Genomic DNA, 25,370 nt, shown 5'->3' on the forward strand with positions numbered 1-25,370 from the left:
GCCTGGACCGGGCCGGCCGGCTCGGCGGGGGTGGGAGGGGTCGACACCAGCATGTCCCGTCCCAGGCCGGTCGCGCCCACCGCCGCGCCGCCCGGGCCCGCGGCCCCCGCGCGGCCGCCGCTCCCCTCCCCCGCCGACACCGACCCGGCGGCGTCCCGGCCGGTGCCCTGGCCGCGCGCGTCGGCCGCCCGGCCGCGGCCGACCCCGTACCCGCGGCACGCCGTCGCCCTCGACGAGCAGGTCGACGTCTGGGAGCTGGTGCGCCGCGCGCAGGACGGGGACACCGAGGGGTTCGGCCAGCTCTACGACCGCTACGTCGACGTCGTCTACCGGTTCCTGTACGCGCGGGTCGGCGACCGGGCCACCGCGGAGGACTTCACCAGCGAGACGTTCGTCCGGGCGCTGCGCCGGATCGACTCGCTCAGCTTCCAGGGCCGCGACGTCGGCGCCTGGCTGGTGACCATCGCCCGCAACATCGTGCTCGACCACGTGAAGAGCAGCCGGGTCCGGCTGGAGGTGCCCACCGCCGACATGCGGGACGCCGACCGGGCCACCGACGGCCCGGAGGAGGCGGTGCTGCAGCGGCTGACCAACGCCGCGCTGTTCGCCGCGATCGCCCAGCTGTCCGCCGACCAGCGCGAGTGCCTGGTGCTGCGGTTCCTGCAGGGGCTGTCGGTCGCCGAGACGGCCGCGGCGATGGGCAAGAAGGACGGCGCGGTGAAGGCGCTGCAGCACCGGGCGGTGCGGCGGCTGGCGACCCTGGTGCCGGAGGGGCTCGGGTGACCGCGCCCGCGATCACCCAGCGGCACCCCGTAACGACCGGCCGTGCCCTCTCGTTGACCGGACCGGGACGCTGCCGCAGTCGGCGCAGCGGACGGGCAGCGGGAGAGGAGGCGGTGCGGTGACGGCCCCACGCTCCGACCCGCCCCCGGGCCGCACCGCCGTCGAGGACGCGCTGCTCACCCAGCTCGAGACGCTGGCCGGCGAGCACGCCGCCGTCCCGGACCCGGGGTTCCGGCAGGCCACCCGTGGCCGGCTGGTCGCGATGGCGGCCGTGGCGGGCCCTCCCGGCCGTCGCGCCCCGGCACCCGACGGCGTCCTGCGCCGGCTGCTCGCCTCCCCGCCCGGGCGCCCCCGCCGCCGCCGGCTCGCCGCCGGGCTGACCGCCGCGGCGCTGACCCTCGCCGTCTCCGGCGGGGTGCTGGTCGCTGCGCAGGGCGCGCGGCCCGGCGACCTGCTCTACGACGTCAAGCGCGGCAGCGAGCACACGCAGCTGTCGCTGGCCGCGGACGGCGAGCGCGGGCACACGCTGCTGGACTTCGCCAGCACCCGGCTGCGCGAGGTCGGGGACCTGGTGGGCGTGCACGTCACCGCCGCCGCCGCGGTGGCACCCGCGGGCGGCGGCCCGGTGCTGGCCGCCGGCCCGGACGCCGGCCTGCTGGTGTCGACGCTGGGGACGATGGACGCCCAGACCACCCAGGGCACCGCGGACCTGACCTCCCGCGCGGTCGACCAGCGCGACCGGGCCGCCGTCGAGGAGCTCATCGGCTGGGCCGACCGGCAGCGCGCCGGGATCGCCGAGCTCGCCCCCGCGGTACCGGCCGACGCCCGGGACGCCGTGGCCGACGCGGACCGCCTGGCCGGGGACGTGGCCGCCCGCGGTGCCGCACTGCGCCTGGCGCTGGCCTGCCCGGCCGGCCCGGCGACCGACGGCGTGGACGCGCTGGGCCCGCGCCCGGCCCCCTGCCCGCCCGCCGCGACGGAGTCGGCGGCGGCGGGGACCACCGTGGTGTCCGGCCCGTCAGCCACCACCGCCGCGAGCAGCACCGCGACCCGCACCTCGGCGTCGGCGTCGTCCGCGGCGTCGCGCACCTCGAGCGGCAGCCCGCCACCGGTGGCTCCTGGCGCCCGGACGACGCCGGCCCCGCGGCCGACGCTGCCCACCGTCAGCACCGCCGTCCCGCGGCCGACCACGAGCGCCTCGCGGCCGGTGCTGCCCTCCCCGACCCTGCCGAGCATCCCGCTGCCGTCCCTGCCCGTGCCGAGCGTGTCGCTGCCGCCGGTGCCCGGCCGCACGGCGCCGACCTCGTCGGCCGCGACGTCGTCGCCGGGTGCGGTGGTCCAGCTGCCGTCCGTGGCGCCCGGGCTCTCGGTGTGCGTCCCGCCGCTGGTCTCCGTCGGCTGTCGGCCCTCCGGCGGCTGAGCAGCCGGCGACGCTAGGGTCGCCGGGACCGGGAGCCGACGCTTCGAGGGGGTGCGGGGTGGCACGAGTGCCCTTCCTGCGGCGTGCTCCGCGCAGCGCCGTGGAGCTGGAGGACGAGGAGGCGCGCGCCCTCGTCGCCGGCGCCGCCTCGGCGGCCGCGGCGGAGACCGAGTTCACCGCGCCCGAGCCCGACCGCACCGCGGCGGCGTTCTTCGACGTCGACAACACGATGATGATGGGCGCCTCGCTCTTCTGGTTCGCCCGCGGTCTGGCCGCCCGCAAGTACTTCACCTCCCGCGACGTGGCGTCCTTCGTCTGGCAGCAGGCGAAGTTCCGGATCGCCGGCAGCGAGAGCGCCACCGACATGCACACGGTGCGGGACAACGCGCTGGCGTTCGTGGCCGGCCGGCCGGTGCAGGAGATCGTTGACGCCGGCGAGGAGATCTACGACGAGCTGATGGCCGACCGCATCTGGTCGGGCACCCGGGCACTGGCCCAGCAGCACCTGGACGCCGGGCAGCGGGTGTGGCTGGTCACCGCCACCCCGGTCGAGCTGGCCTCGATCATCGCCCACCGGCTGGGGCTGACCGGCGCGCTGGGCACCGTCTCGGAGATCGTCGACGGCCGGTACACCGGGCGCCTGGTCGGCGAGATGATGCACGGGGAGTCCAAGGCGCAGGCGGTGCGGGCACTGGCCGAGCAGGAGGACCTGGACCTCTCCCGCTGCACCGCCTACAGCGACTCCACCAACGACCTGCCGATGCTCACCCTGGTGGGCAGCGCGGTGGCGGTGAACCCCGACGCGGAGCTGCGCGCGGTCGCCCGGTCCCGCGGCTGGACGGTGAAGGACTTCCGCACCGGCCGCAAGGCCGCCAAGATCACCGGCTCGACGGTCGGGGTGGCCGCGGTGTCCGGCGGCGTGGTGGGCGGGCTGGTCGCCCTGCGCCGCAACCAGCGCTGGCCCTTCTGAGCTGCCGGCGCGCACCGGCTCGGACCCGGCGACGGTGTGCACCGGGGCCGGGACGACCGGCCCGGGACCGGGGCCCGGCGCACACCCTGGGCAGCAGGCGTGCGGTGCGTCAGGGCGCGGGTGGCCTCGGCCGGAGCGGCCCGCTGCCGCCCTCGTAGTCGGCGCGGGCGACACCGTCCGGGTCGCGCCGGGCACCGTGCTCGCTCACCAGCAGCTCGATCGCCGCCTCGTGGGCAGCGGTGTCCTGCCCCTCGACCAGCCGTGACCGGTGACCGCAGCGGCACACCGCCCACGTCCGGTGCAGCCCGAAGGGCCGCACGTGGCCGACCACGTGCCCGCCCTCCGGCCCGTCTGCCGGGCTCGGCGGGCCGGCGGTCAGCTGAAGACCGAGCGGCGCTGCAGCAGCAGGCGGTAGAGCGAGTGCTGGATGGTCTCGCGGACCTGGTCGGTCAGGTTGAACACGACCATCGGGTCGTCGGCGGCCGCGGGGCCGTAGGACGCGGTCTCGATCGGCTCGCCGAAGGCGATGAGCCACTTCGACGGCAGCGGCACCGCACCCAGCGGGCCGAGCAGCGGGAAGGTCGGGGTGATCGGGAAGTACGGCAGGCCGAGCAGGCGCGCGGCGGTGCGGGCGTTGCCGAGCATCGGGTAGATCTCCTCGGCGCCCACGATCGCGCAGGGCACGATCGGCACCCCGGTGCGCAGCGCCGCGCTGACGAACCCGCCACGGCCGAAGCGCTGCAGGGTGTACCGCTCGCTGAACGGCTTCCCGACGCCCTTGAAGCCCTCGGGGAAGACGCCGACCAGTTCGCCGGCCGACAGCAGCCGCTCGGCGTCCTCGTTGCTGGCCAGCGTCACGCCGAGCTTGCGGGCCAGCGACCCGATGAAGGGGTACTGGAACACCAGGTCCGCCCCCAGCAGCCGCAGCCGCCGGGCGTCCGGGTGCTCGTCGTGCAGGGCGACGGTGGTCATCAGCGCGTCGACCGGGACGACGCCGGAGTGGTTGGCCACCACCAGCGCGCCGCCGCTGCCGGGCACGTTCTCCAGGCCCTGGGTCTCGACCCGGAACCAGCGCTGGAACCACGGCCGCAGCGCGGGCAGCAGCAGGTGGTCGGTGAGGTCGGGGTCGAAGCCGAACTCGTCGGTGTCGTAGTCGCCGGTGACCCGCCGCTGCAGGAAGTCCAGGACACCGGCCAGGGACTCGTCCCAGCTCGGTGGCGTGGCCGGGGTCGGCGGCTGCTCGCCGTCGGGGCGCAGCGGGATGACCCGGGCCTCAGGCATCGCGCACCGCCCGCAGACCAGGGACCGAGGGGGCCGGGCGCCGGTCGCCGCGCAGCGCGGTGAGCAGACCGCTCACCGCGGCCGCGCCCCGCGCGACCTGCTCGACCGCGTCGCGCGCCGACGCCGCCGCCGTGGCCACCAGCTCGGGGGACAGCACCGGCGACAGGGTGCGCCCGTAGTCGGCCAGCGCCTGGGCGGTGGTGAACCGCGGCGTGAACCCGAACTCCTCGCGCAGCACCCGGGTGTCGACGACCCGGCCGGCGGCCAGGTGGCGCAGCTGCTCGGGGGACCACTCGGCCAGCCCCGCCCGGCGGGTGAGCTGACCGGCGGAGCCGAGCGCGGGCCCGGGCACCGGCAGCGCCAGGCGCCCGAGCCGCCGGACGGCCTGGGACAGCAGCACGGTGCCGGGGGCGGCGACGTTCACGGTGCCGACGTGGTCACCGGTGGCCGCCCGCGCCAGCACGGCCACCGCGTCGTCCTCGTGCAGCAGCTGCAGCCGGGGGTCGTGGCCGAGCACGGTGGGCACGACCGGCAGCCGGAGGAAGGCGGCCACGGGCGAGTCGATCCGCGGGCCGATGACGTCGGTGAGGCGGAGCACCGAGACGCCGACGTCGGGACGGCGGCGGGCGAAGCCGCGCACGTAGCCCTCGATGTCGAGGCTGTCGCGGGCGAAGCCGCCGGAGGGGACACGGCGGGCCTGCATCGTCTCGGTGAAGACGGCCGGGTCACGGGGGCTGGACCCGTACACGGCGGTGGTGCTGGCCAGCACCAGCCGGCGGACGAGCGGCGAGCGCTGGCAGGCGGCCAGCAGCTGCATGGTGCCGATGACGTTGAGCTCCTTCATCGACACCCGCCCACCGGGCGCGGCCGGCGAGGCCATGGTGTTCATGTGCACGACGGTGTCCACCGACGCCGACTCGATGACCTTGGCGATCAGCGGGCTGCGGATGTCGGCGCGGACGAACTCCGTGCGTCCGAGGCGGCGGAGCACCTCGGGGGCCGGGGGGACCGTGTCCACCCCGATGACCCGGCCGATCGCCGGGTCGGAGGCGAGCTCGGCCGCCAGCGCGCCGCCCAGCCAGCGGCTGACGCCGGTGACGAGGACGACCGCAGGCGGCACGAGCGTCAGCTCACTTCTTGTTGCGCCGCTGGATGCGGGTCTTCTTGAGGAGCTTGCGGTGCTTCTTCTTCGCCATCCGCTTGCGGCGCTTCTTGATGACCGAACCCATGTCCTGCTCCCGACGTCGTATCGCTGGCGTCCGGGGATGCGGACCGGGGTCGTTCCGCAGATCCGTCGTCCGGACACCGAGCGAGGTGTTCAGCTCGTGCGCGGCCCGCCCACCAGGGACGGCACCGCTCAGCGCCCGAGACTACCTGGCCCTGGTCCAGCCCGAGCACCTGCCGTGCCCGTCGGCCCCCTTGCAGGGCCCCGCCGCGAGCCTGCGAGTGGTGGGGGGCAAGGGGGTCCTTCCTCAGGCGATGTCGGTGTAGGCGTCGCGCAGGTACTCGTGCACGGCGCGCTCCGGGACGCGGAAGGAACGGCCGACGCGGACGGCGGAGAGCTCGCCACCGTGGACCAGGCGGTAGACGGTCATCTTCGAGACGCGCATCAGGGCGGCGACCTCGGCGACGGTCAGGAAGGCGACGGCGGCGCGGGGGGCCGGGACGGCGGCCTGACGGCCGACGGGCATGGCGGCCGGGTGGGCGGCGGGCACGGGGCGGGACATCGAGGCTGCCGAGATGGGCCGGCCCATCGGACGCGGCGCCGGGACGCCGGGACGGGAGGTCTGGATGGTGGCGCGCTGGGGCATGGTCACGTCGTTCATCTCCGTAGTCAGCACGCTCCGTTGCCACCGGCTTCCCCACCGGCGGGCGTGTCACGTTCGTGCTGGAAAAACCATATGGGGACCGGAGTGACAGAAGCGATGGGTGAAACGAACAGGCGGACCGGTCCGTACTGGGCACAAGTGGACAGAGACACCCAGTGACCCTCCCGTGACGGCGTGTTGTCCCCAAGTCGACTCGTCCGTCACAGAGGCCGTCCACAGGATTCTGGGGATAACCACACACCTGTGATTCACCTGGAGCCGGGTGGGACGAACGGTGCACGACGCAACGGGAGCCGTGTGAACCGTGTGGCGAGTGGGTCGACGCCGCCTCTTCGTCGCAGACAGTCACCGGCGCCTCCGGGCGAGGTCACGCCGGACCGCGTCCGGCGACCCGGAGCGCCCTCAGTCGGCTGCGCGCCCCAGCTCCACCGAACGGTCGTGCGCGGCCTCGAGGGCGGCGATGAGCGCGGCCCGGACCCCGTGCCGCTCCAGCTCCCGGACGGCGGCGATCGTCGTCCCGCCCGGGCTGGTGACGGCCTCGCGCAGCTGCACCGGGTGCTCACCGGACTCCCGGAGCATCACCGCCGAGCCGTAGGCGGTCTGCACGATCAGGTCGGCGGCCAGGCTGCGCGGGAGCCCGAGCAGGATGCCGGCGTCGATCATCGCCTCGACCAGGAAGAAGAAGTAGGCCGGCCCGCTGCCCGACAGCGCGGTGACGGCGTCCTGCTGGCTCTCCGGCACCCGCCGCACCTGGCCCACCGACGACAGCAGCGCCTCCGCCTCGTCGAGGTCGGCGTCCGTGGCGTGCGCACCGGCCGACAGCACGCTCATCCCGGCCTCGACCAGCGCCGGGGTGTTGGGCATGACCCGCACCACCGGGGTGCCCGCCGGCAGCGCCGCCTCGATGCGGGCGGTGGGGACACCGGCCGCCACGCTCACGACCAGGTGCCCGGGCCCGACGAGCGGGGCCAGCTGCTCGACGAGGACGTCGACGTCCTGGGGCTTGACCGCGATGAGCAGCACCCGCGACCGGGCCGCGGCGCCGGCCAGGTCGACGACCTCCACCCCGTACCGCGCGGCGACCGCCGCGGTGCGCTCGGGGCTGCGCCCGACCAGGACGACGCCGGCCGCGCTCCCGGCCCGCCGTACCAGCCCGGCCAGCAGTGCCTCGCCGATCTTCCCGGCACCGATGATGGCCAGCCCGGGGGTGCGCCCCTCTCCCGCGATCATGGTGAGCGACCGTAGTGCCCCCCGGTGCGGGCCGGCGGGCGGCGGGGTGGACGGCGCCCGTGTCCGGCCGGATCGCCGTCGTGCAGCCGGCCGGCTCAGCCGGCGGCGAGCAGCCCGGCGGCCGGGGCGATGGTGAGCACGGTGCCGGCCAGGAGCAGGACGGCCAGCAGCGCGATGCCCGGCGCCCCCTCGCCGTGCCGCTGCCGCCAGACGTACACGCCGGCGACCAGCCCGGTGATGGTCAGCGGGGCGACCACCATCGCGACGTAGGGCATGACGCCCCAGAGCACGGTGAAGGCGAAGTACAGCCCGATGCCGACGGCGAGGGCGACCACGAGCTCGCCGGCGAACCGGGCCCACGCGAGCGCGCCCTGCTTGCCGGTCAGCGGCTCGGCGTCGGCCTCGGCCAGCTGGGCCGCCGTGACGACCGGGATGGGACCGGTGACGGGGTGCTGGGCGGCCTGCCGGGCCCGCTCCACGCTGTCGGGGAGCGCGGTGGCGCCGGTGGTCGACGGGCGCACGGCCGAGGTGGACGGCCCGGTGCCGAACAGCGGCGGCGACTCGACCGCGGGCTTCGGGGTTTCGCCGTCGCCCTTGCGGCGGCCGGTGCGCACGGGTGGGGCGGCGGTCTCCGCGCGGCTCCCGGCGCGGCCGGTGCCGGCGGGGCCGTCACGGTCGTCGAGGTCCCAGGCGGCCGGGAGGGAGGCCGACGTCCGGGCGGGTTCCGGGGTGCGGGCGGGCGTAGGGGTGCGGGCGGGGGCGACCGGGCCGGCCAGCCCGGCGGCCGGCCGGGCCGCGGGCTCGGGAGCCGGCGTCCAGGGCTGACCCACCGGCCGGGACGGCGAGGGGGCGGCTGCCGGACGCGCGACCGGCACCTGGGCCTGTGCGCGGGCCTGGGCCTGGGCGGCCGCGCGGGCCACCGGGGGCCGCACGGGCGGCTCGGACCGCTCGTCGCGCGGCGTGGGCTCCACGCGCGCCGAGCGACCGGTGGACTCGGGGTCCTCGCCGGGACGGCGCCGTCGGCCCGGACGGGTGCCGAGTTCGCTCTCCAGGCCGTGCTCGCGGAGGATCTCCGCGAGCGAACGGACGCTGTACTCCCCGGAGTCGGGCTGCGACATCAGGCTCCCTCCAGCTGGTCCATCCGGCGGAGGATGACTCCCTCACGCAGTGCCCACGGGCAGATCCGGACAGACGTTACGTCCACGGCGCGCATCGCGGCCTGCGCCACGACGGCACCGGCCGGGACCTGGTGCGCGCGCTGGGCCGACACGCCCTGCAGCTCGGCCAGCGCGGTGGACTCGATCCGGGAGACGAAGCCCAGCACCTGGGACAACCCGGTGGCGGTCATCCCGCGGGGCGTGCGCAGCCCGGCACCGGACGGCGCGGCGCCGGCGAGCCGGGCCAGCGTGCGGAAGGTCTTCGAGGTGGCGGCCACCAGGTCGGGCTCGCCGGCGTCCTTCAGCTCCTTGCCGACCGGGGCCAGCACGTCCTCGGCGTACCGCTCCAGCTGGCCCAGCGCCCGCAGGTCCGGGCGGCCACCGGTCTCGGCGTCGGGCAAGAAGCGGCGGGTCATCCGGCCCGCGCCCAGCGGCACGGACAGGGCGACGTCGGGGTCCTCGTCGATGCCGGAGGCCAGCTCCAGCGACCCGCCGCCGATGTCGAGGACCAGCAGCCGGCCCGCGCTCCAGCCGAACCACCGGCGCACGGCCAGGAAGGTCAGCCGGGCCTCGTCCTCGCCGGTGAGCACCTGCAGGTCGACCCCGGTCTGCTCGCGCACCCGGCGGAGCACCGCGGCCCCGTTGTCGGCCTCGCGGATCGCGGAGGTGACGAAGGCGAGCAGCTCGTCGCAGCGCTGCTCGGCCGCCTGCTGCTTGGCCCGCAGCACCGCGTTGAGCAGGGTCTTCTCCCCCGCCTTGGACAGCTTGCCGTCCTCGCCGACGTGCTCGGCCAGCCGCAGCACCGACCGGTCGTCGTGCATCGGCGTGGGGTGGGCGCCGCGATGGGCGTCCACCACCAGCAGGTGCACGGTGTTCGAGCCGACGTCCAGCACCCCGAGTCGCATGCCGAGAGTGTGCCTGGCCCCCTCCAGGGCCTCGCGCCGAGCGGAGCGGGGCATGCGGAGGGGTCTGCTCACTACGCTGCCCCGGTGGACCCGAGCACCGTCGTCGACCCGCCGCCCGAGGTCGGGCTGGACTTCCCCCGCGAGTGGATCGAGTTCACCGACCCGGCCGACCCCGAGCACCGGGTGCGCGCCGACCTGACCTGGCTGACCAGCGCCTGGACGTGCGTGTTCGGCCGCGGCTGCGCCGGTGTGGTGGCCGGCCGCGCCGAGGACGGCTGCTGCAACCACGGGGCCTTCTTCACCGACACCGACGACCTGGACCGGGTCGAGGCGTCGGTGGCCGAGCTGACCCCGGCCGACTGGCAGCGGCACCCGGGCACCGCGGTGGGCCGCGACGACTGGACCGAGGCCGACACCCTCGACGAGCCGGCCGAGGACGGGTCGGTCGAGCAGGCGCTGCGCACCCGGGTCGTCGACGGCGCCTGCGTCTTCCTCAACCGGCCCGGGCACCCCGCGGGTGCCGGCTGCGCACTGCACGCGATGGCGCTGCGCCAGGGCCGGCACCCGCTGGAGACGAAGCCGGACGTGTGCTGGCAGCTGCCGGTGCGCCGGGAGCAGGAGTGGGTCGACCGCCCCGACGACACCCGGGTGCTGGTGTCCAGCATCGGCGAGTTCGACCGGCGCGGCTGGGGCCCGGGCGGGCACGACCTGCACTGGTGGTGCACCGGCTCCCCCACCGCGCACGTGTCGGCCGAGCCGCTGGTGGAGACCTACGGCCCCGAGCTCACCGCACTGCTCGGCCCGGCGGCCTACGCCGAGCTACGCCGGCTGACCGAGGCCCGCATGGACGCCGGCCTCGTCGCCCCGCACCCGGCCAGCCCCCGGCCGGTGCCGGTCGAGCTGCACCGCCGCCGTCCCGACTGAGCCGCCGGTGCGGAAGGTCTGCCGGTAGGCGCGCGGGGAGACCCCGCGGCGGCGGGTGAACTGCTCGCGCAGCCCGGCCGCGGTGCCGAAGCCGACGAGCCGGGCGACCTCCTCGACGGGGGCGTCGCTGTCCTCCAGCAGCGCCTCGGCCGCGGCCAGCCGCTGGGACAGCAGCCAGGCGTGCGGCGTCGTCCCGGTGGTGGCCTTGAACCGACGGGCGAAGCTGCGCGGGCTCATCAGGGCCCGGCGGGCCAGCAGGGGCACGCTGATGTCCTCGGCCAGGTGCGCCCGCGCCCAGTCCAGGACGACGCCGAGCAGGTCGTCCTCGCACCGGGCGACGGGGGCGTCGATGAACTGCGCCTGCCCGCCGTCGCGGTGCGGGGGCACGACCATCTCCCGGGCCAGTGCGTTGGCCGCGACCGTGCCCCACTCCCGGCGCACCAGGTGCAGCAGCGTGTCCAGCCCGGCGGCGGTGCCGGCGCCGGTGATCACCCGGCCGTTGTCGACGTAGAGCACCGCCGGGTCGACCACGACGGCCGGGTAGCGGGCGGCGAGCTCGCCGGCGTACCGCCAGTGCGTGGCCGCGCGGCGGCCGTCGAGGAGACCGGCCTCGGCCAGCACGAACGCGCCGGTGCAGTGGCTGACCAGCTGGGCACCGCGGGCGTACGCGGCCCGCACCCCCGCGACCAGCTCCGCGGGCGGGGCGGTGCCGTCGGAGGCCCAGGAGGTGATGACCACGATGTCGGAGACGGCCAGGCGGTCCAGCCCGTGCTCGACGGTGATGCCCAGGCCGGTGTCGGTGCGGACCACCCCCGGCTCGGCGGTGACCAGCGCGAAGTCGAACAGCGGCAGGCCCATCGCCCGGCGGTCGTAGGCGAAGAACTCCGCCACCACGCCCAGGCCGAGGCTGCCCATCAGCCCGTCGGCCACCACCACGCTGACCACCACCGGGTCGCTGTCCGCTGCCATGGCGACACGATGGCAGAAAGGGCGCGGTCGTGGTCAGGTCTGCCACTCGTCTCCATCGACGGGGCCGCGCAGGCTCGCAGCCATGTTCTTGATCACCTGTCCCGTGACCCGGACCGATGAACTGGTGGCCGACCGGCACGTGCTGTCGGCCACCAGTCACCCGACGCACGTCGGCCTGGCCGTCGCCTGCCCGTGCGGCCTGGTGCACGTGTACCGGACCGGCCGCCGCTGGGAGGAGGCGCGGGCACGGGTCGCCGCGGCCCGGGCAGCGGCGCCGACGGCTCAGGACGTGCGTGTGTGAGCCCTCTGCGGCAGGGGTACTTCGAACACATGAGCGAATCGAACGCACCTGTGAACAGCGGCCAGCCCGGCGACCCCTCTGCCGAGAAGGACCCCTCCGACTGGGTGACCGGCGGCGAGCCGGCCACCGGCGCCCAGAAGAGCTACCTGCACACCCTGGCCAACCAGGCCGGCGAGGACGTCCCCGACGACATCACCAAGGCCGACGCCTCGATCAAGATCGAAGAGCTCCAGGAAGAGACCGGCCGCGGCAAGTGAGCCACCGGCTGGTGTCCGCAGGCACCGGCCAGCAGGCACGGCGCAGCCGGTCAGCCCGGACGGTGGGCCCGCAGGGTCCACCGCCGGGCTGACGGGGAACAGCTCAGCGCAGAGCGACCCGCACGGAGGCCGCGGGGCACGAGACGCCGAAGGCGGTGACGCCGGACGGTGGGCCCGCAGGGTCCACCTCCGACGTCACGGGAAGCGGCTCAGGGCGAGGTGACCCCGCTCCTGGCCGCGGTGCGATCCGGAGGATCGCCATCAGCTAAGCCTCGAACTTGTACCCCAGCCCGCGCACCGTGACCAGGTAGCGCGGGTTGGCCGGGTCGGGCTCCAGCTTGGCGCGCAGCCGCTTGACGTGGACGTCGAGGGTCTTGGTGTCCCCGACGTAGTCCGCGCCCCAGACCCGGTCGATGAGCTGGCCGCGGGTGAGCACCCGGCCGGCGTTGCGCAGCAGCAGCTCGAGCAGGTCGAACTCCTTCAGCGGCAGCGAGACCGGCGCCCCGTCGACGGCGACCACGTGCCGGTCGACGTCCAGGCGGACCGGGCCGGCGGCCAGGGTGGCCTCGGTCGAGACCTCGGCCTCGGCACCGCGCCGCAGCACGGCCCGCATGCGGGCGACCAGCTCACGGGCGGAGTAGGGCTTGGTGACGTAGTCGTCGGCGCCGAGCTCCAGCCCGACGACCTTGTCGATCTCGGTGTCCTTGGCCGTGAGCATGATGATCGGCACCGAGCTCTTGGCCCGCAGCGAGCGGCAGACCTCGGTGCCGGACAGACCCGGCAGCATGAGGTCCAGCAGCACGATGTCGGCTCCGGCCCGATCGAACTCGACGAGCGCGTCCGTGCCGGTCGCGGCCACGACGGTGTCGTAGCCCTCCCGTCGCAGCATGTAGGACAGCGCATCGGAGAAGGACTCCTCGTCCTCCACCACGAGCACTCGGGTCATTGCCGTCCTCTCGTCCCGGCCCCAGCGGGGCCGTGGTCTGTGTTGTCCGGGGCGTCGATCCCCCGGGTGGGGTGGAGCGGGGGCACCGGGGGCCGCTCGGGCGCGGCGTCGTCGTGCGGCTCCTCGATGCCGGCGGCGAGCGGGATCCGCAGGGTGAAGGTCGACCCGAGGCCCTCCTCGCTCCACACCGTCACCGAGCCGCCGTGGTTGCTGGCCACGTGCTTGACGATCGCCAGCCCGAGCCCGGTGCCGCCGGTGGCGCTGGCCCGGGACTGGTCGACCCGGTAGAAGCGCTCGAACACGCGAGAGCGGTCCGAGCGCGGGATGCCGATGCCGGAGTCGGTGACGGCGATCTCGGCGAAGCCGGACCGGGCGCGGGCGCCGACGGCGATGGTGGTGCCGGGCGGGCTGTAGGCGACGGCGTTGGCCAGCAGGTTGGTCAGCGCGGTGGCCAGCTGGGCCTCCGCACCGCGGACGACGAGGCCGGGCTGGGCGGCGACGGCGAGCTGGATGTCCTTGGCCGCGGCGGCCGCGCGGGTCCGGTCGACGGCCTCGGCCACGACCGTGCCGACCGCGACGGGCACCAGCTCGGGCAGCGGCTCGGCGCCCTGCAGCCGGGAGAGGTCGATGAGCTCGCGCACGAGCCGGGCGAGCCGGTCGGCCTCGTGCTGCATGCGGGCGGCGAAGCGCTGCACCGTCTCGGGGTCGTCGGCCGCGCCCTGGACCGCCTCGGCCAGCAGGGCGAGCGCGCCGACCGGCGTCTTCAGCTCGTGCCCGACGTTGGCGACGAAGTCGCGGCGGACCGCCTCGACGCGGCGGGCCTCGGTGACGTCCTGCAGCACGAGGGCCACCGGGCCGGGCTGCACGACCGGTCCGGTGCCCAGCCGGATGCCGTGCACGCCGACCATCCGCGGTCCGGTGCCCACGAGGTCACCGGGCAGGGCGACGTCGGCCCGGCGGCTGCCGCTGACCTGCACGTCGCGGGCCACGTCGACCAGCCCGGGCACCAGCACCCGGTCGCCGCGCAGGATGCCGAGCGCGCGGGCGGAGGGGTTGGCCACCAGCACCGCGTCGTCGGCGCCCAGCACCATGACGGCAGGGTCCATCAGGTCGACGAGCCGGCGGCTGAGCGCGCCCTCCTCGTCGGCCCGCAGCTCGGTGCGGTCGGCCTCCCGGGGGGTGCTCTGACCACTGCGGCGCGCCTCCCGCCGCTGCCGGGCGCGCGGGGACGCCACGACCACTGCCACCGCCGAGGCGAGCAGCAGGCCGAACACGACGCCCACCAGCAGGGCGACCAACGGGTCCACGGGGCCGATGCTAGACACGCGGGGCACCCCCGACGGCCGCGCAGGTGATCATCACCCGGTCGGGGCTGCACTGTTCACCGGCCCGAACCTGCGCGTTCACCTGGCAGTCCCCTGTGCTCCGCGCAGGGGTATCTACGCTCGTACCACGCGTGTCGCGTGCGTCGAGCAGTGGAGCCGACGTGCCGCCGGGGTCCCAGGGGTCCCGGGCACGGCCCTGGGCGCTGCGACGGACTTGGAGAGGTCATGCTGCGGGAGAGCTACCGCGAGGAACTGGACGACATCAACGCCTGCCTGGTGGAGATGGCCAACTCGGTCGGCTCGGCGATGAGCACGGCCACCACGGCACTGCTGGACGCCGACGTGGCGCTGGCCGACCTGGTGATCGCCGGCGACGAGCGGATCGACGCCGTCCGGGAGAGCATCGAGGAGCGCTGCTTCACCCTGCTGGCCCGCCAGCAGCCGGTGGCCACCGACCTGCGCGCCATCACCACCGCGATGCGGATCGTGGCCGACCTGGAGCGGATGGGCGACCTCGCCGAGCACATCGCGAAGGTGGCCCGGATGCGCTTCCCGGAGCACGCGGTGCCGCAGGAGGTGCGGCCGATCTTCCTGGAGGCCGGGCACGTCGCGGAGAGCCTGGTCGCCAAGGCCGGCACGGTCATCGCCAAGCGGGACGTCGAGGCGGCCATCGAGCTCGAGGCCGAGGACGACGTGATGGACCAGTTGCACAAGTCGATGTTCCGCGAGCTGCTGAGCGAGGAGTGGCCGCACGGCATCGAGGCCGCGATCGACGTGACGCTGCTGGGCCGCTACTACGAGCGGTTCGCCGACCACGCGGTGAGCGTCGCCCGCCGGGTGGTCTACCTGGTCACCGGCGAGCGCCCGCTGAGCACCCCCGCCGAGACCCACTGACGACGGGCCCCGCTGCCTGCCGGCACCGGGGCCGATGACGACGAGGGCCCCACCCGCTGCTGCGGCTGGGGCCCTCGCTCACTTCTCGTCCCTACTTCTTGCCCTGGTTCTTGACGGCCTCGATGGCGGCGGCCGCGGCGTCCGGGTCGAGGTACTGCCCGCCGGGCGTGGTGGGGCGCAGGTCGTCGTCCAGGTCGTAGCGCAGCGGGACGCCGGTCGGGATGTTCAGCCCGACGACCTCCGCGTCGCCCATGCCGTCGAGGTGCTTGACCAGCGCCCGCAGGCTGTTGCCGTGCGCGGTGACCAGGACGGTCTTCCCCGCGCGCAGGTCCGGCACGATCGCGTCGTACCAGTACGGCAGCATCCGGACGACGACGTCGGCCAGGCACTCGGTGGCCGGCCGCACCTCCGGGGGCAGGGCGGCGTAGCGCGGGTCGGCGTCCTGGCTGAACTCGCTGCCGGCCTCGATGGGCGGCGGCGGGGTGTCGTAGCTGCGGCGCCAGGTCATGAACTGCTCCTCGCCGTACTCGGCGAGGGTGGCGGCCTTGTCCTTGCCCTGCAGGGCGCCGTAGTGCCGCTCGTTGAGCCGCCAGGAGCGGCGCACCGGGACCCACTGCCGGTCGGCCGCGGCCAGCGCCAGCTCGGCGGTGGTGATGGCGCGCCTGAGCAGCGAGGTGTGCAGCACGTCGGGCAGCAGGCCCTGCTCGGCGAGGAGCCGGCCGCCGCGGGCGGCCTCGGCGCGCCCCTTCTCCGACAGCTCGACGTCCACCCAGCCGGTGAACAGGTTGGCCTTGTTCCACTCGCTCTCGCCGTGGCGGAGCAGGATGAGGGTCCCAGAGGAGGTCACGCCGCCATCCTGCCCGACCCGGCCGGGACCCTGCCGGGACGGCCCCCGCGGTCAGGCCATCGCCACCACGTCGCGGTCCCGTCCGGCGTGCGCCGGCGCCCGGGTGGCCAGGACCGCGGCGGCGACCAGCTCGCCGGCGCGGTGCAGCTGCTCCTCGGTGTGGGTGGCCATCACCGCCAGCCGCAGCACCCCCTTGCCCCGCGGCACCGCCGGGTGCACGACCGCGTTCGTGTAGACCCCGGCGTCGTGGGCGGCGGCCCAGGCGGCCCGGGTGACCTCGTCCTCCCCCGTCGGGACGGCGATCACCGCACCCCGACCGGGCAGCGGTGCGGCACCGCACTCGGTGAGCACCCGGCGCAGCAGGTCGCCGTTGTCCCGCAGCCGCTGCATCCGCTCGGGCTCCCGGCGCAGCACCCGCAGCGAGGCGAGCGCGGCGGCGACCGCGGCGGGGTCGTTGGCGGCGCTGAACACGTAGGGCATCGCCGAGCAGCGGATGCCCTCGGCCACGGCACGCGAGGTCATCACCGCACCACCGACGCTGGCCAGCGACTTGCTGAAGGCGACGGTCACCGCGTCGACCCGGTCGAGCACCCCGGCGGCCTCGGCGGCCCCGCGACCGTGCTCACCCAGCACGCCCAGGCCGTGCGCCTCGTCGACGACCAGCCGGGCGCCGAAGCGCCGGCACAGCCCGGCGATGGCGGCCAGCGGGGCGGACTCCCCGCTCATCGAGTAGACGCCGTCGACGACCACCACCGCGCCGGCCTCCGGGTCCAGCGCGGACAGCCGCCGCTCCAGCGACGCCGCCGAGTTGTGGGTGAAGCGCGCCACGGTGCCCCGGCTGGCGGCGGCCGCGGCGTGCAGGCTGGCGTGGGCGTGCGCGTCGACCAGCAGCACGTCGCCGGGGCCGCAGCTGGTGGACAGCACGGCCAGGTTGGCGTTCACCCCGGCCGAGGTGAGGACGGCGTCCTCGGTGCCGTAGTGCTCGGCGAGCTCGGCCTCCAGCGTCAGGTGCAGCCGCGTCGTCCCGTTGAGCATCCGGCTGCCGGCGCTGCTGGTGCCGTACTGGCGCAGCGCGCCGACCGCGGCCTCGACGACCTGCGGGTCGCCGGCCAGGCCGAGGTAGTTGTTGGTGCCCAGGTTCACCCGGGTGCGGCCGTCGTCGAACAGGGTCAGCGGCTGCGGCGCGCCCGCGGTGGGCACGGCATGGGTGGGCCGGCCCTCCTGGTCGTGGCGGCGCAGCAGGGCGGCGAACTCGCTGCGCAGCAGCGGGGCGAACGGGTCGCGCCGGGCGGGGACCGGGTGGGCGTGCACGAGCTGGGTTCCTCCTCGTCGCCGCGAGGGGCCGCAGCGGTGCTCCACCGACCCTGGCGGCCCGCACGCTCCGTGGTCAACGACGGTCGCCCGGTCCGGTCGGGGGTCACCCGACCCGGCGACACGCCCGTCCCCCGCGCACGCCCCGTGACGGCGCGCGACGCAGCCGACCGGGTGACGTCACCCGACCGTGCCCACCCGGCCGGGCTCACCCGGCCGGGCTCGACCGGTCAGCGGGCGCGCAGCCTCATCGGCGCGCGGTAGCGGTCGCCGGAGCCGCGGGTGAGCTGCCGCGTGGCCCGGCCGGGGTCGGCAGCGGTGCGCATCTCGGCCATCGCCGCGGCGTAGGCGTCGACGAGGGAGTCGGTGGTGCGGTCCCAGCTGAAGGCGCTCGCGTGCCGGCGGGCGCCGACGGCCAGCAGCTCGTGCCGGGCCAGCACCCCGCGGACGGCGGCGGCGTAGTCCTCGGGGTCGCGGCTGTCGACCAGCAGGCCGGAGACGCCGTCGGCGACGGCGGTGGGCAGGCCGCCGACCGCCGCGGCCACGACCGGCGTGCCGCAGGCCTGCGCCTCCAGGGCGACCAGGCCGAAGGACTCGTTGTGGCTGGGGACGACGGCCACGTCGGCGGCCCGGTAGTGGTCGGCCAGCTGCTCGGCCCGCTGCGGGGGCAGGAAGCGCACCACGTCGGTGATGCCCAGGGAGACGGCCAGCTCCTGCAGCCGCTGCGGCTCGGCCAGCCCGGAGCCGCTGGGGGCACCGACGACGAGCACCTGCAGGCGACTGCGCAGCGCCGGGTCGGAGGCGAGCATCCGCGCGGCGGTCTCCAGCAGCAGGTCGGGGGCCTTCAGCGGCTGGATCCGGCCCACGAACAGCAGGACGACGGCGTCCGCGGGCACCCCGATGCGCTCCCGGGCCCCGCGCCGGTCGCCGGGGGTGAAGCGCTGCAGGTCGACCCCGGGCGGGACGACCAGGGTGCGCCGGGGGTCGGCGCCGTAGAAGTCGACGAGCTGCCGGGCCTCCTCGGCGGTGTTGGCCACCAGCCGGTCGGCCTCGGCGACGACCTGCTCTTCACCGATCACCCGGGCGCGCGGCTCGGGCTCGTCGCCCTCGGCCAGCGCGGCGTTCTTCACCTTGGCCAGGGTGTGCGCCGAGTGCACCAGCGGCACGCCCCACCGGTCACGGGCCAGCCAGCCGACCTGGCCCGACAGCCAGTAGTGGGAGTGGACGACGTCGAAGTGGCCCGGCTCGTGCCGGGCCTCCTCGCGCAGGACGGCGGCAGTGAAGGCGCACATCTGCGCAGGCAGGTCGGCCTTGCCCAGCCCCTCGAACGGGCCGGCGCTGACGTGCCGCACCGACACCCCGGGGACCATCTCGACCACGGGCGGCTGCTCGCTGGAGGTGGCCCGGGTGAAGACGTCGACGGCGATGCCGCGCTCGGCGAGGCGACGGGAGACCTCGACGACGTAGACGTTCATGCCGCCGGCGTCACCGGCACCGGGCTGCTCCAGCGGGCTCGTGTGCACCGACAGCGTCGCCACCCGGCGGGGCAGCAGCGGGCCGGCCGACCCGGGCACCGGCCCGGCCCGCCACGGCGTGGGCTGGCGGGGGGAACGGCGAGCGGGCACGGAACTCCTCCCCCGCTCGGGCTCCGGCCAGCCGGGACGCTGCCTGCCGGGACGTTGCCTGCTGGGACGCATGTGGCTGGTGTGGCACCCGGTCGGGCACCCCTGTCTCGTTCTCAGTGTGCAACAGCGTCAGGATGGCCACATGTCCAGCCCCGAGCTCCCGCCGTCCTCCTCCCGCGCCCAGGGCCGCGTGGCCGTCGTGACCGGTGCCTCCAGCGGCATCGGCGCCGCCACCGCAGAGCGGCTGGCCGCCGACGGGTTCACCGTCGTGCTCGCCGCCCGCCGGGTCGACCGGCTGACCGCGCTGGCCAACCGGATCGGTGGCCGCGCGGTGGCCCTCGACGTGACCGACCAGGCCTCCGTCGACGCCCTCGCCGCGGGGCTCGACCGGGTCGACGTCCTGGTCAACAACGCAGGTGGGGCCTTCGACACCGCCGCCGTGGCCGACGCCGACCTCGACTCGTGGCAGCGCACCTACGACGTCAACGTGCTCGGCACCGTGCGGGTGACCCGGGCGCTGCTGCCGGCGCTGCGGGCCTCCGGCGCCGGCGACGTCGTCTTCATGAGCTCGACGGCGGCACTGATCAGCTACGAGGGCGGGGCCAGCTACACCGCCGCCAAGCACGGGGTGCACACGCTGGCCGAGACGCTGCGGCTGGAGCTGGCCGGTGAGCCGGTGCGGGTGATGGAGATCGCGCCCGGGATGGTCAAGACCGAGGAGTTCACGCTCAACCGCACCCGGTCGCAGGAGAAGTACGACGCCGTCTACCGCGGGGTGCGGGAGCCGCTGACCGCCGCGGACGTCGCCGACGTCGTGAGCTGGGTCGTCACCCGGCCGCACCACGTGAACGTCGACCTGCTCGTCGTCCGCCCCCTGGCCCAGGCCGCCCAGCACAAGGTCGTCCGCGACGCCGAGTGAGCCCGATGGAGTCCCAGCGCTCGGTCCCCGTAGCGCTGGGACTCCATCAGGGCTTTTATCGAGACGACTCCGTCCGGGATGATCGACCGGTGACCACTCAGGACGTGCAGGTCCGACCGGCGGTGACCGCCGACCACGCGGCGGTGCGCGCGCTGGCCGGCGAGCTGACCAGCGGGGTCTCCACCTGGCGTCCCGCGGACGGGGTGGCTGCCGCGGCGGCGAGCTGGGTGGCCGACGCCTGCAGGGCCGCGGACGACGACGACCACGTGCTGCTGGTGGCCTGCGACCCGGACGACGGGCTGGTCGGGTTCGCCGGGGCCAGCGCCCGTCGGCACTTCAGCGGCGAGCAGGAGGCCTACCTGGGCGAGCTGGTCGTGGCACCGGCCGACCGTCGGCGCGGCGTGGCCAGCCGACTGGTCGCCGGGGTCGAGGCGTGGGCCCGCTCCCGCGGCCTGCACCGGGTCACGCTGGACACCGGCACAGCCAACACCGCGGCCCGGGAGCTGTACGAGCGACTCGGCTACAACGCCGAACAGGTCACGCTGACCCGCGCAATCGGCTGAGCGGCTGAGCGGCTGAGCGGCTGAGCGGCTGAGCGGCTGAGCGGCTGACAACGTTTCATGCGCCATGACATTGCAACCGCTGAACGGCGATACAAGCGGTTACACCTCCCGTGGTCGGGACGCGACCAGTGTCATCTCCACTACGGTCACAGCATGGACATACCACCGGCGGACCCCATTCCGGCATGGTTCACCCCCTTTGCCGAACAGGTCTACCTTCGCGAACTCCTGCAGCAAGCTGAGTACCTCCAGGTGGCATATCTGAATCTGGTAGAGGTCTTCAATGATCGCGAGCTCGATTCGCGCGTGAACATGGCATTCAGCCAAGCGCTCGCCATGGTCGGAGCAGCCGCCTCGATGTCGAAGATCCTGTGGCCCCCGACAAGAAACGTTGACTCGCGCGCAAGGGGGCATGCAATCCGAACGAGGCTTGGAATTGATGAGACGTCCTTACTGCATGACCGAGCGGTGAGGAACGACTTCGAGCACTTCGATGAACGCCTAGATGAATTTTTCCAGTCTGGACGCACCAACATCTTTGATAGAGCACTCACACCCGTCGAGATGCTTCCTCTAGGCCCCTACTTCGACCCACCGCCAGGCTCGTCCGGTGATGGTGGCGCCATCTTCCGACTCATCGACCCCGTTGCTGGAACCATCGCCGTACTTGGCCACAGCATCGGTATCGATGAACTTCATGCTGCAAGTGGTGACGTGTACCGAGCAGCGGTTAAGCGTTTCGAGGAAATCGATCGAACCCTGCGGAGCTAACTACTCCGCGTGGTGGAGGAGGACCTCGTAGGCCCTCGCCACGCGGGCGGGGTCGGCGGCGGTGCCGCTGCGGTCGAACAGCGACTGCGCGTCGGTGACCTCCGCGGTGGTCGCCGTCCCGGAGTTGAGCACCCGGGAGATCAGGCCGGACAGGGCCGCGTCGGCCTCGACGCGGGCCATCCACCCGGTCAGCTGCCGGGGGTCGGCCGGCATCGGCGCGGGCGTGCGGAGCGCGTCGTACAGCGCGCCGAGCTGCAGCGACTCGTCCGGGCGCATGCTCACGGCCGCACCTGCGTGGGCTCGGGCACCAGCGTGACGCCGAACTGCGTGCGCACCGCGGCCACGACCTCACCGGCGAAGGACATCAGCTCCGCGGCGGTCGCGCCGGGCTCGGTGGTCAGCGCCAAGCTGTGCCGCGACGACGTCCCGACCCGGCCCGCCCGCGTGCCCTTGCCGTAGCCGGAGTGCTGCACCAGCCAGGCCGCGCTGAGCTTCACCTGCGCGGCACCGTCGGCGCCGGTGCCGGCCGGCCAGGACGGGCACTCGGGCACCGCGGTGCCCACCGGCACGACCGGGTTGGTGAAGAAGGACCCGGCGCTGCGGGAGTCGGGGTCGGCGGGGTCCCAGACCATGCCCTTGCCGCGGCGCAGCTCCAGCACGGCGTCGCGCACCTGCGCCAGCGGCGCGGTGTCGCCCAGCTCGACACCCAGCTTCTTCGCCAGCTCCGCGTAGCTGACCGGGCTGGAGGAGTCCGAGGGCCGCAGCGCGAAGGTCACCGACAGGACGACGAAGACGCCGGGGCGGGACTTGAGCATGCTCTCGCGGTAGGCGAAGGCCAGGTCGGCGGGCGTCAGCACCCGCTCGGCCCGCGCCGTCCGGTCCCAGACGCGCACGGCGGTGATCAGCGCGGCGACCTCCTGGCCGTACGCGCCGACGTTCTGCACCGGGGTGGCGCCGGTGGAGCCCGGGATGCCCGACAGCGCCTCCATGCCGGCCAGCTGCTCGGCGACGGTGAGGGCGACCAGGTCGTCCCAGTACTCCCCGGCCTCGACCTCGAGCTCCACGCCGTCGGCGGTGTCGGTGCGCGCGACCCCGCGGCTGCGCACCAGGACGACGTCGCCGGGCCAGCCGCTGTCGGGGGCGACGATGTTCGAGCCACCGCCGAGCACCAGCAGCGGGCGGCCGGCGTCGTCGGCGTCCCGGACGGCGGCGACCAGCTCGGCACGGGTGGAGACCTCGACCAGCCGGTCGATCGGACCGCCGACCCCCAGGGTGGTCAGGTCCGAGAGGCGGGCGTCCCGGCGTTCCTGCACGCACCCACGGTAACGGCCCGTGCGGCTAACCTCGTCGTCCGTGAGCGACCACACCCAGCGTGCGTCGCTGCCACCGGTGCGCAAGGTGCCGAAGCTGGCCGCCGGCCGGGCCCGCGCACTGGGTCTGCCGACCCGCGGCACCACCAACGCCAACCGGCTGCGCCGGGTCGACCGCTGGCTGGTGGCCACCCAGGTCGCCCGGCTGCGCGACGCCGCCCGGCCGCTGGTGGTCGACCTGGGCTACGGCGCGTCGGCGGTGACCACGCTGGAGCTGGTGGACCGGCTGGCCCCGGAGATCGAGCGCCTGGAGGTCGTCGGGCTGGAGATCGACCCGGAGCGGGTGACCGCGGTGGCCGGGGACTGCGACCCGCCGCGGGTGGACTTCCGGCTCGGCGGGTTCGAGCTGGCCGGGCTGGCACCGGTGCTGGTGCGGGCGTTCAACGTGCTGCGCCAGTACGACGAGGAGTCCGCCGCCCGCGCCTGGGACACCATGCGCGGCGCGCTCGCCCCGGGCGGGCTGCTGGTCGAGGGCACCTGCGACGAGTGGGGACGACGGGCGACGTGGGTGGCCCTGGACAGCGACGGCCCGCTCACCCTGACCCTCGCCGCCCGGGTGTCGGACCTCGACCGGCCCTCCGACCTGGCCGAACGGCTGCCCAAGGCGCTGATCCACCACAACGTGCCGGGGCAGCCGGTGCACGCCTTCCTCACCGCGTTCGACGCCGCGTGGGCGGCCGCGGCGGGGCTGTCGGCGTTCGGGCCGCGGCAGCGCTGGGCGGCGGCGTGCGAGGCGCTGTCCGCCGACGGCTGGCCGCTGCTGGGCCCGACCCGGCGCTGGCGGCACGGCGAGGTCACGGTGCGCTGGTCGGCGGTCGCCCCGACGTGACCGGGGGCTCCCCCAGCTCCGCCACGAACGTCGCCCAGGCCGCATCGACGCGGTCGGTGTCGCCCGTGGCGTCCAGGTCGACGACCAGCCCGCGGACGACCGCGAGCACCAGCGTCGCCAGCTCGGGCCGCCCGATCGTGGCCAGGCCCTCCTGCAGCGGGCCGAGCCAGTCGGTCGTGGCCTCCCGCCGGAAGCCGGGCCACAGCCGCTGCTCGGCGTCCTCACGCAGCCGGTTGAACACCGCCAGGTAGCGCTGCCCCTCGGGCCCGGTCATGCCGGCCCAGGCGCGGGCCAGCGTCGTCCGGTAGTCCTCGTCCGGGCGCACGCGGAGCAGGGCCTCCCAGTCCCGCCGCTGGCGGGCGCGGGCGCGCTGCAGCACCGCGCGGAGCAGCGCCTCCTTCGTGCCGAAGTGGTACAGCAGCATCCGGGACGAGGTCCCGGTGGCGGTGGCGAACGGCTCGAGGCGGTCGGGCAGCCCGCCGGCCAGTGCCGCGTCGGTGCACGCCTCCAGCAGCCGGTCGGCGATCTCCGGCTGCCGCTGTCGCCCCATGCGCCGATCTTTTCGCGTAACTGGCGGTACGTCTAGCGTCGTCGGTGTCCGTCCGGCGACGTGGAGGTCAGCGATGAGAGTGGTGTTCGTGCACGGGGCGTGCGTGCGGGACGGCGCGTGGTGGTGGCACCGCACCGCCGAGCTGCTGGCGGCGCGTGGCGTGACCAGCGTGGCGCCCGCGCTGCCCAGCTGCGGGGAGACCGGGCAGGCGGGCCTCGGCCTCGACGACGACGTCGCCGCCGTCCGGCACGTGCTGCAGGGCAGCGACGAGCCCACCGTCGTGGTGGGCCACAGCTACGGCGGCATCGTCATCGCCGAGGCCGCCGTCGGCGTCAGCGCGGTGCGGCACCTGGTCGCGGTGTCCAGCTACCTGCCCGTCGTCGGGGAGAGCCTGTCCACCTTCGGCCCCCCGGAGCCGGCCCCGTTCCTGGACGTCGACCCCGCCGCCGGCACGTTCGGCGTCCGGCCCGGGCTGCTCACCGAGACCTTCCTGCAGGACTGCCCCGAGGTGGCCGACGACGCCCTCGCCCGGCTCGCCCGGCAGACCCTGTCGGTGGTGGGCCAGCCGGTGCAGGTGACCGCCTGGCAGGACGTGCCGTCGACCTACCTGGTGTGCGCGCAGGACCGGGGCACCCCCGCCGCGGCGCAGCGGGAGTTCGCCCGCCGCGCCGGCACCGTCGTCGAGCTCGACGCCGGGCACCACCCGTTCCTCTCCCGGCCGCGGGAGGTGGCCGACCTCCTGCTCGGCCTGCCGGTCTGACGGGCGCCCGCCGGCCTCACGCCTCGAGCACCACGCGGTCACCGGCCGCCTGCGGACCGCCAGACCCTGGCCCGGGCCAGGATCTCGCCGACGACCTCGGTCTTCGCGTCGGCGTAGTCGTTCATGTCGGCCCACTCCCGGCTCGCCAGCGCACGCTTCGTCGTGGCGTACAGGGCGCGGTCCTGCGCCGACCGACGCAGCCAGTCACGCAGGTCGAGGTAGTCGGTCACCGCGGGGGCGCCGGGCTCGTAGACGTGGACGTGCACGTCCCGCCCGGGCGTGCGGAACATGCGATGGCCCGGTTCCCGGACCCGCTGCGGGAACCCGGCCGCCTCCAGGGCGGGCGCGTAGGCCGGCTCGTCCGCCACGTCGGCGACGGTCACGAGCACGTCGACGATGGGCTTGGCAGCCAGTCCCGGGACCGCGGTGCTCCCGATGTGCTCGATGCCGAGGGCACGGTCGCCCAGGGCGTTGCGGATCCGGGTGCGCACCACCGCGAAGCGTGCCGGCCACTCCGGGTCCGGGTCCTGGACGACGATCGTCACCGGCTCGCGGCCGCCGATGAGCACCGACTGGAGGTAGGCGTCCCGGTCAGGGGTCGGGTCCACCCGGCGAGGCTACGACGCCACCCGCG

30 protein-coding genes are annotated in these 25,370 nt (G+C 75.2%); 12 read left to right on the forward strand and 18 right to left on the reverse strand.

What is annotated here, in order from left to right:
- The first annotated feature begins 51 nt into the window (after positions 1 to 51).
- From KUM42_RS07730 to KUM42_RS07740, 3 genes are all read left to right on the forward strand, one after another.
- Complete coding sequence (locus KUM42_RS07730) at positions 52 to 783, forward strand: sigma-70 family RNA polymerase sigma factor (protein WP_237496185.1); 732 nt, start codon at positions 52 to 54, stop codon at positions 781 to 783.
- A gap of 118 nt (positions 784 to 901) precedes the next feature.
- Positions 902 to 2,203, forward strand: a complete 1,302-nt coding sequence (locus KUM42_RS07735; protein WP_237496186.1) for a hypothetical protein — start codon at positions 902 to 904, stop codon at positions 2,201 to 2,203.
- Between the two features lie 58 nt (positions 2,204 to 2,261).
- On the forward strand, positions 2,262 to 3,173 hold the full coding sequence (locus KUM42_RS07740; protein WP_237496187.1) for an HAD family phosphatase: 912 nt from the start codon (positions 2,262 to 2,264) through the stop codon (positions 3,171 to 3,173).
- A 109-nt stretch (positions 3,174 to 3,282) separates the two neighbouring features.
- Here the strand turns inward: KUM42_RS07740 and KUM42_RS07745 are convergent, their stop codons facing one another.
- From KUM42_RS07745 to KUM42_RS07780, 8 genes are all read right to left on the reverse strand, one after another.
- Positions 3,283 to 3,504 (reverse strand): hypothetical protein, encoded by a 222-nt coding sequence (locus tag KUM42_RS07745; RefSeq protein WP_237496188.1) that lies wholly within the window; start codon positions 3,502 to 3,504, stop codon positions 3,283 to 3,285.
- 44 nt (positions 3,505 to 3,548) lie between these two features.
- Positions 3,549 to 4,454, reverse strand: a complete 906-nt coding sequence (locus KUM42_RS07750) for a lysophospholipid acyltransferase family protein (protein WP_237496189.1) — start codon at positions 4,452 to 4,454, stop codon at positions 3,549 to 3,551.
- Positions 4,447 to 5,574, reverse strand: a complete 1,128-nt coding sequence (locus KUM42_RS07755; protein ID WP_237496190.1) for an NAD-dependent epimerase/dehydratase family protein — start codon at positions 5,572 to 5,574, stop codon at positions 4,447 to 4,449. Before KUM42_RS07755 ends, KUM42_RS07750 begins: the two co-directional genes overlap by 8 nt.
- 10 nt (positions 5,575 to 5,584) lie before the next feature.
- The gene (locus tag KUM42_RS07760; RefSeq protein ID WP_018654693.1) at positions 5,585 to 5,683 is read right to left on the reverse strand and encodes a 30S ribosomal protein bS22; all 99 of its coding nucleotides are present in this window, start codon (positions 5,681 to 5,683) and stop codon (positions 5,585 to 5,587) included.
- Positions 5,684 to 5,926: 243 nt separating this feature from the next.
- On the reverse strand, positions 5,927 to 6,145 hold the full coding sequence (locus tag KUM42_RS20405) for a helix-turn-helix domain-containing protein (RefSeq protein ID WP_163609812.1): 219 nt from the start codon (positions 6,143 to 6,145) through the stop codon (positions 5,927 to 5,929).
- A 540-nt stretch (positions 6,146 to 6,685) separates the two neighbouring features.
- On the reverse strand, positions 6,686 to 7,513 hold the full coding sequence (proC, locus tag KUM42_RS07770) for a pyrroline-5-carboxylate reductase (protein WP_237496191.1): 828 nt from the start codon (positions 7,511 to 7,513) through the stop codon (positions 6,686 to 6,688).
- Positions 7,514 to 7,608: 95 nt separating this feature from the next.
- Positions 7,609 to 8,631 (reverse strand): hypothetical protein, encoded by a 1,023-nt coding sequence (locus KUM42_RS07775; RefSeq protein ID WP_304610762.1) that lies wholly within the window; start codon positions 8,629 to 8,631, stop codon positions 7,609 to 7,611.
- Entirely contained in the window at positions 8,631 to 9,575 is a 945-nt protein-coding gene (locus KUM42_RS07780) for a Ppx/GppA phosphatase family protein (RefSeq protein WP_304610763.1), read from the reverse strand. Before KUM42_RS07780 ends, KUM42_RS07775 begins: the two co-directional genes overlap by 1 nt.
- 84 nt (positions 9,576 to 9,659) lie before the next feature.
- Between KUM42_RS07780 and KUM42_RS07785 the strand changes: the two genes are divergently transcribed.
- Positions 9,660 to 10,499 carry a hypothetical protein gene (locus KUM42_RS07785; RefSeq protein WP_237496192.1) on the forward strand — a complete coding sequence of 280 codons (840 nt, stop codon included), beginning with the start codon at positions 9,660 to 9,662 and terminating at the stop codon, positions 10,497 to 10,499.
- Here KUM42_RS07785 and KUM42_RS07790 read toward each other — a convergent pair.
- On the reverse strand, positions 10,395 to 11,468 hold the full coding sequence (locus tag KUM42_RS07790; protein ID WP_237496193.1) for a helix-turn-helix domain-containing protein: 1,074 nt from the start codon (positions 11,466 to 11,468) through the stop codon (positions 10,395 to 10,397). The two genes, KUM42_RS07785 and KUM42_RS07790, sit on opposite strands and share 105 nt — an antisense overlap.
- 103 nt (positions 11,469 to 11,571) lie before the next feature.
- On the opposite strand from KUM42_RS07790, the gene KUM42_RS07795 reads away from it, so the two are divergent.
- Positions 11,572 to 11,769, forward strand: a complete 198-nt coding sequence (locus tag KUM42_RS07795; protein ID WP_237496194.1) for a hypothetical protein — start codon at positions 11,572 to 11,574, stop codon at positions 11,767 to 11,769.
- Between the two features lie 29 nt (positions 11,770 to 11,798).
- Positions 11,799 to 12,026 carry a DUF3072 domain-containing protein gene (locus KUM42_RS07800; protein WP_237496195.1) on the forward strand — a complete coding sequence of 76 codons (228 nt, stop codon included), beginning with the start codon at positions 11,799 to 11,801 and terminating at the stop codon, positions 12,024 to 12,026.
- A 265-nt stretch (positions 12,027 to 12,291) separates the two neighbouring features.
- Here KUM42_RS07800 and KUM42_RS07805 read toward each other — a convergent pair whose 3' ends face one another.
- Entirely contained in the window at positions 12,292 to 12,972 is a 681-nt protein-coding gene (locus tag KUM42_RS07805) for a response regulator transcription factor (RefSeq protein ID WP_237496196.1), read from the reverse strand.
- Complete coding sequence (locus tag KUM42_RS07810; protein WP_237496197.1) at positions 12,969 to 14,279, reverse strand: cell wall metabolism sensor histidine kinase WalK; 1,311 nt, start codon at positions 14,277 to 14,279, stop codon at positions 12,969 to 12,971. The genes KUM42_RS07805 and KUM42_RS07810 overlap by 4 nt, the downstream gene beginning before the upstream one ends.
- A 243-nt stretch (positions 14,280 to 14,522) precedes the next feature.
- On the opposite strand from KUM42_RS07810, the gene phoU reads away from it, so the two are divergent.
- Positions 14,523 to 15,191, forward strand: a complete 669-nt coding sequence (phoU, locus tag KUM42_RS07815; protein ID WP_237496198.1) for a phosphate signaling complex protein PhoU — start codon at positions 14,523 to 14,525, stop codon at positions 15,189 to 15,191.
- Between the two features lie 91 nt (positions 15,192 to 15,282).
- Here phoU and KUM42_RS07820 read toward each other — a convergent pair whose 3' ends face one another.
- From KUM42_RS07820 to mshA, 3 genes are all read right to left on the reverse strand, one after another.
- Positions 15,283 to 16,038, reverse strand: coding sequence for a phosphoglyceromutase (locus KUM42_RS07820; protein WP_237496199.1), 756 nt, complete (start codon positions 16,036 to 16,038; stop codon positions 15,283 to 15,285).
- Positions 16,039 to 16,089: 51 nt separating this feature from the next.
- Complete coding sequence (locus KUM42_RS07825; RefSeq protein WP_237496200.1) at positions 16,090 to 17,349, reverse strand: aminotransferase class I/II-fold pyridoxal phosphate-dependent enzyme; 1,260 nt, start codon at positions 17,347 to 17,349, stop codon at positions 16,090 to 16,092.
- 230 nt (positions 17,350 to 17,579) lie between these two features.
- Complete coding sequence (gene mshA / locus KUM42_RS07830) at positions 17,580 to 18,974, reverse strand: D-inositol-3-phosphate glycosyltransferase (RefSeq protein WP_237496201.1); 1,395 nt, start codon at positions 18,972 to 18,974, stop codon at positions 17,580 to 17,582.
- Between the two features lie 142 nt (positions 18,975 to 19,116).
- Here mshA and KUM42_RS07835 point away from each other — a divergent pair, with 142 nt between their 5' ends.
- From KUM42_RS07835 to KUM42_RS07845, 3 genes are all read left to right on the forward strand, one after another.
- Positions 19,117 to 19,893 carry an SDR family oxidoreductase gene (locus KUM42_RS07835; RefSeq protein ID WP_237496202.1) on the forward strand — a complete coding sequence of 259 codons (777 nt, stop codon included), beginning with the start codon at positions 19,117 to 19,119 and terminating at the stop codon, positions 19,891 to 19,893.
- Between the two features lie 89 nt (positions 19,894 to 19,982).
- Positions 19,983 to 20,456: a GNAT family N-acetyltransferase gene (locus tag KUM42_RS07840; RefSeq protein WP_237496203.1), complete on the forward strand. Its 474-nt coding sequence runs from the start codon at positions 19,983 to 19,985 to the stop codon at positions 20,454 to 20,456.
- Positions 20,457 to 20,609: 153 nt separating this feature from the next.
- Positions 20,610 to 21,227: a hypothetical protein gene (locus tag KUM42_RS07845; RefSeq protein ID WP_237496204.1), complete on the forward strand. Its 618-nt coding sequence runs from the start codon at positions 20,610 to 20,612 to the stop codon at positions 21,225 to 21,227.
- Here KUM42_RS07845 and KUM42_RS07850 read toward each other — a convergent pair whose 3' ends face one another.
- Entirely contained in the window at positions 21,228 to 21,509 is a 282-nt protein-coding gene (locus KUM42_RS07850; protein WP_237496205.1) for a hypothetical protein, read from the reverse strand.
- Positions 21,506 to 22,540: a UDP-N-acetylmuramate dehydrogenase gene (locus KUM42_RS07855; protein ID WP_237496206.1), complete on the reverse strand. Its 1,035-nt coding sequence runs from the start codon at positions 22,538 to 22,540 to the stop codon at positions 21,506 to 21,508. The genes KUM42_RS07850 and KUM42_RS07855 overlap by 4 nt, the downstream gene beginning before the upstream one ends.
- Before the next feature lie 40 nt (positions 22,541 to 22,580).
- On the opposite strand from KUM42_RS07855, the gene KUM42_RS07860 reads away from it, so the two are divergent.
- The gene (locus KUM42_RS07860) at positions 22,581 to 23,426 is read left to right on the forward strand and encodes a class I SAM-dependent methyltransferase (RefSeq protein WP_237496207.1); all 846 of its coding nucleotides are present in this window, start codon (positions 22,581 to 22,583) and stop codon (positions 23,424 to 23,426) included.
- Here KUM42_RS07860 and KUM42_RS07865 read toward each other — a convergent pair.
- Complete coding sequence (locus KUM42_RS07865) at positions 23,392 to 23,976, reverse strand: TetR/AcrR family transcriptional regulator (RefSeq protein ID WP_237496208.1); 585 nt, start codon at positions 23,974 to 23,976, stop codon at positions 23,392 to 23,394. The two genes, KUM42_RS07860 and KUM42_RS07865, sit on opposite strands and share 35 nt — an antisense overlap.
- Before the next feature lie 73 nt (positions 23,977 to 24,049).
- Here KUM42_RS07865 and KUM42_RS07870 point away from each other — a divergent pair, with 73 nt between their 5' ends.
- A complete protein-coding gene (locus tag KUM42_RS07870; RefSeq protein WP_237496209.1) occupies positions 24,050 to 24,736 on the forward strand; it encodes an alpha/beta fold hydrolase in 687 nt (228 codons plus the stop codon).
- A gap of 38 nt (positions 24,737 to 24,774) precedes the next feature.
- Here KUM42_RS07870 and KUM42_RS07875 read toward each other — a convergent pair whose 3' ends face one another.
- Positions 24,775 to 25,344 carry a GrpB family protein gene (locus tag KUM42_RS07875; RefSeq protein WP_237496210.1) on the reverse strand — a complete coding sequence of 190 codons (570 nt, stop codon included), beginning with the start codon at positions 25,342 to 25,344 and terminating at the stop codon, positions 24,775 to 24,777.
- Positions 25,345 to 25,370 lie beyond the last annotated feature (26 nt).

Origin of the sequence: Modestobacter sp. L9-4, assembly GCF_019112525.1 — a bacterium.
GTDB lineage: Bacteria > Actinomycetota > Actinomycetes > Mycobacteriales > Geodermatophilaceae > Modestobacter.

Bases quoted from the DNA above. Each gene is read 5' to 3' on its own strand.
- KUM42_RS07730 (WP_237496185.1), top strand. From the start codon at position 52: ATGTCCCGTCCCAGGCCGGTCGCGCCCACCGCCGCGCCGCCCGGGCCC.
- KUM42_RS07750 (WP_237496189.1), bottom strand. From the start codon at position 4,454: ATGCCTGAGGCCCGGGTCATCCCGCTGCGCCCCGACGGCGAGCAGCCG.
- KUM42_RS07760 (WP_018654693.1), bottom strand. From the start codon at position 5,683: ATGGGTTCGGTCATCAAGAAGCGCCGCAAGCGGATGGCGAAGAAGAAG.
- KUM42_RS20405 (WP_163609812.1), bottom strand. From the start codon at position 6,145: ATGCCCGTCGGCCGTCAGGCCGCCGTCCCGGCCCCCCGCGCCGCCGTC.
- proC (WP_237496191.1), bottom strand. From the start codon at position 7,513: ATGATCGCGGGAGAGGGGCGCACCCCCGGGCTGGCCATCATCGGTGCC.
- KUM42_RS07775 (WP_304610762.1), bottom strand. From the start codon at position 8,631: ATGTCGCAGCCCGACTCCGGGGAGTACAGCGTCCGTTCGCTCGCGGAG.
- KUM42_RS07780 (WP_304610763.1), bottom strand. From the start codon at position 9,575: ATGCGACTCGGGGTGCTGGACGTCGGCTCGAACACCGTGCACCTGCTG.
- KUM42_RS07790 (WP_237496193.1), bottom strand. From the start codon at position 11,468: ATGGCAGCGGACAGCGACCCGGTGGTGGTCAGCGTGGTGGTGGCCGAC.
- KUM42_RS07800 (WP_237496195.1), top strand. From the start codon at position 11,799: ATGAGCGAATCGAACGCACCTGTGAACAGCGGCCAGCCCGGCGACCCC.
- KUM42_RS07805 (WP_237496196.1), bottom strand. From the start codon at position 12,972: ATGACCCGAGTGCTCGTGGTGGAGGACGAGGAGTCCTTCTCCGATGCG.
- phoU (WP_237496198.1), top strand. From the start codon at position 14,523: ATGCTGCGGGAGAGCTACCGCGAGGAACTGGACGACATCAACGCCTGC.
- KUM42_RS07835 (WP_237496202.1), top strand. From the start codon at position 19,117: ATGTCCAGCCCCGAGCTCCCGCCGTCCTCCTCCCGCGCCCAGGGCCGC.
- KUM42_RS07845 (WP_237496204.1), top strand. From the start codon at position 20,610: ATGGACATACCACCGGCGGACCCCATTCCGGCATGGTTCACCCCCTTT.
- KUM42_RS07865 (WP_237496208.1), bottom strand. From the start codon at position 23,976: ATGGGGCGACAGCGGCAGCCGGAGATCGCCGACCGGCTGCTGGAGGCG.
- KUM42_RS07870 (WP_237496209.1), top strand. From the start codon at position 24,050: ATGAGAGTGGTGTTCGTGCACGGGGCGTGCGTGCGGGACGGCGCGTGG.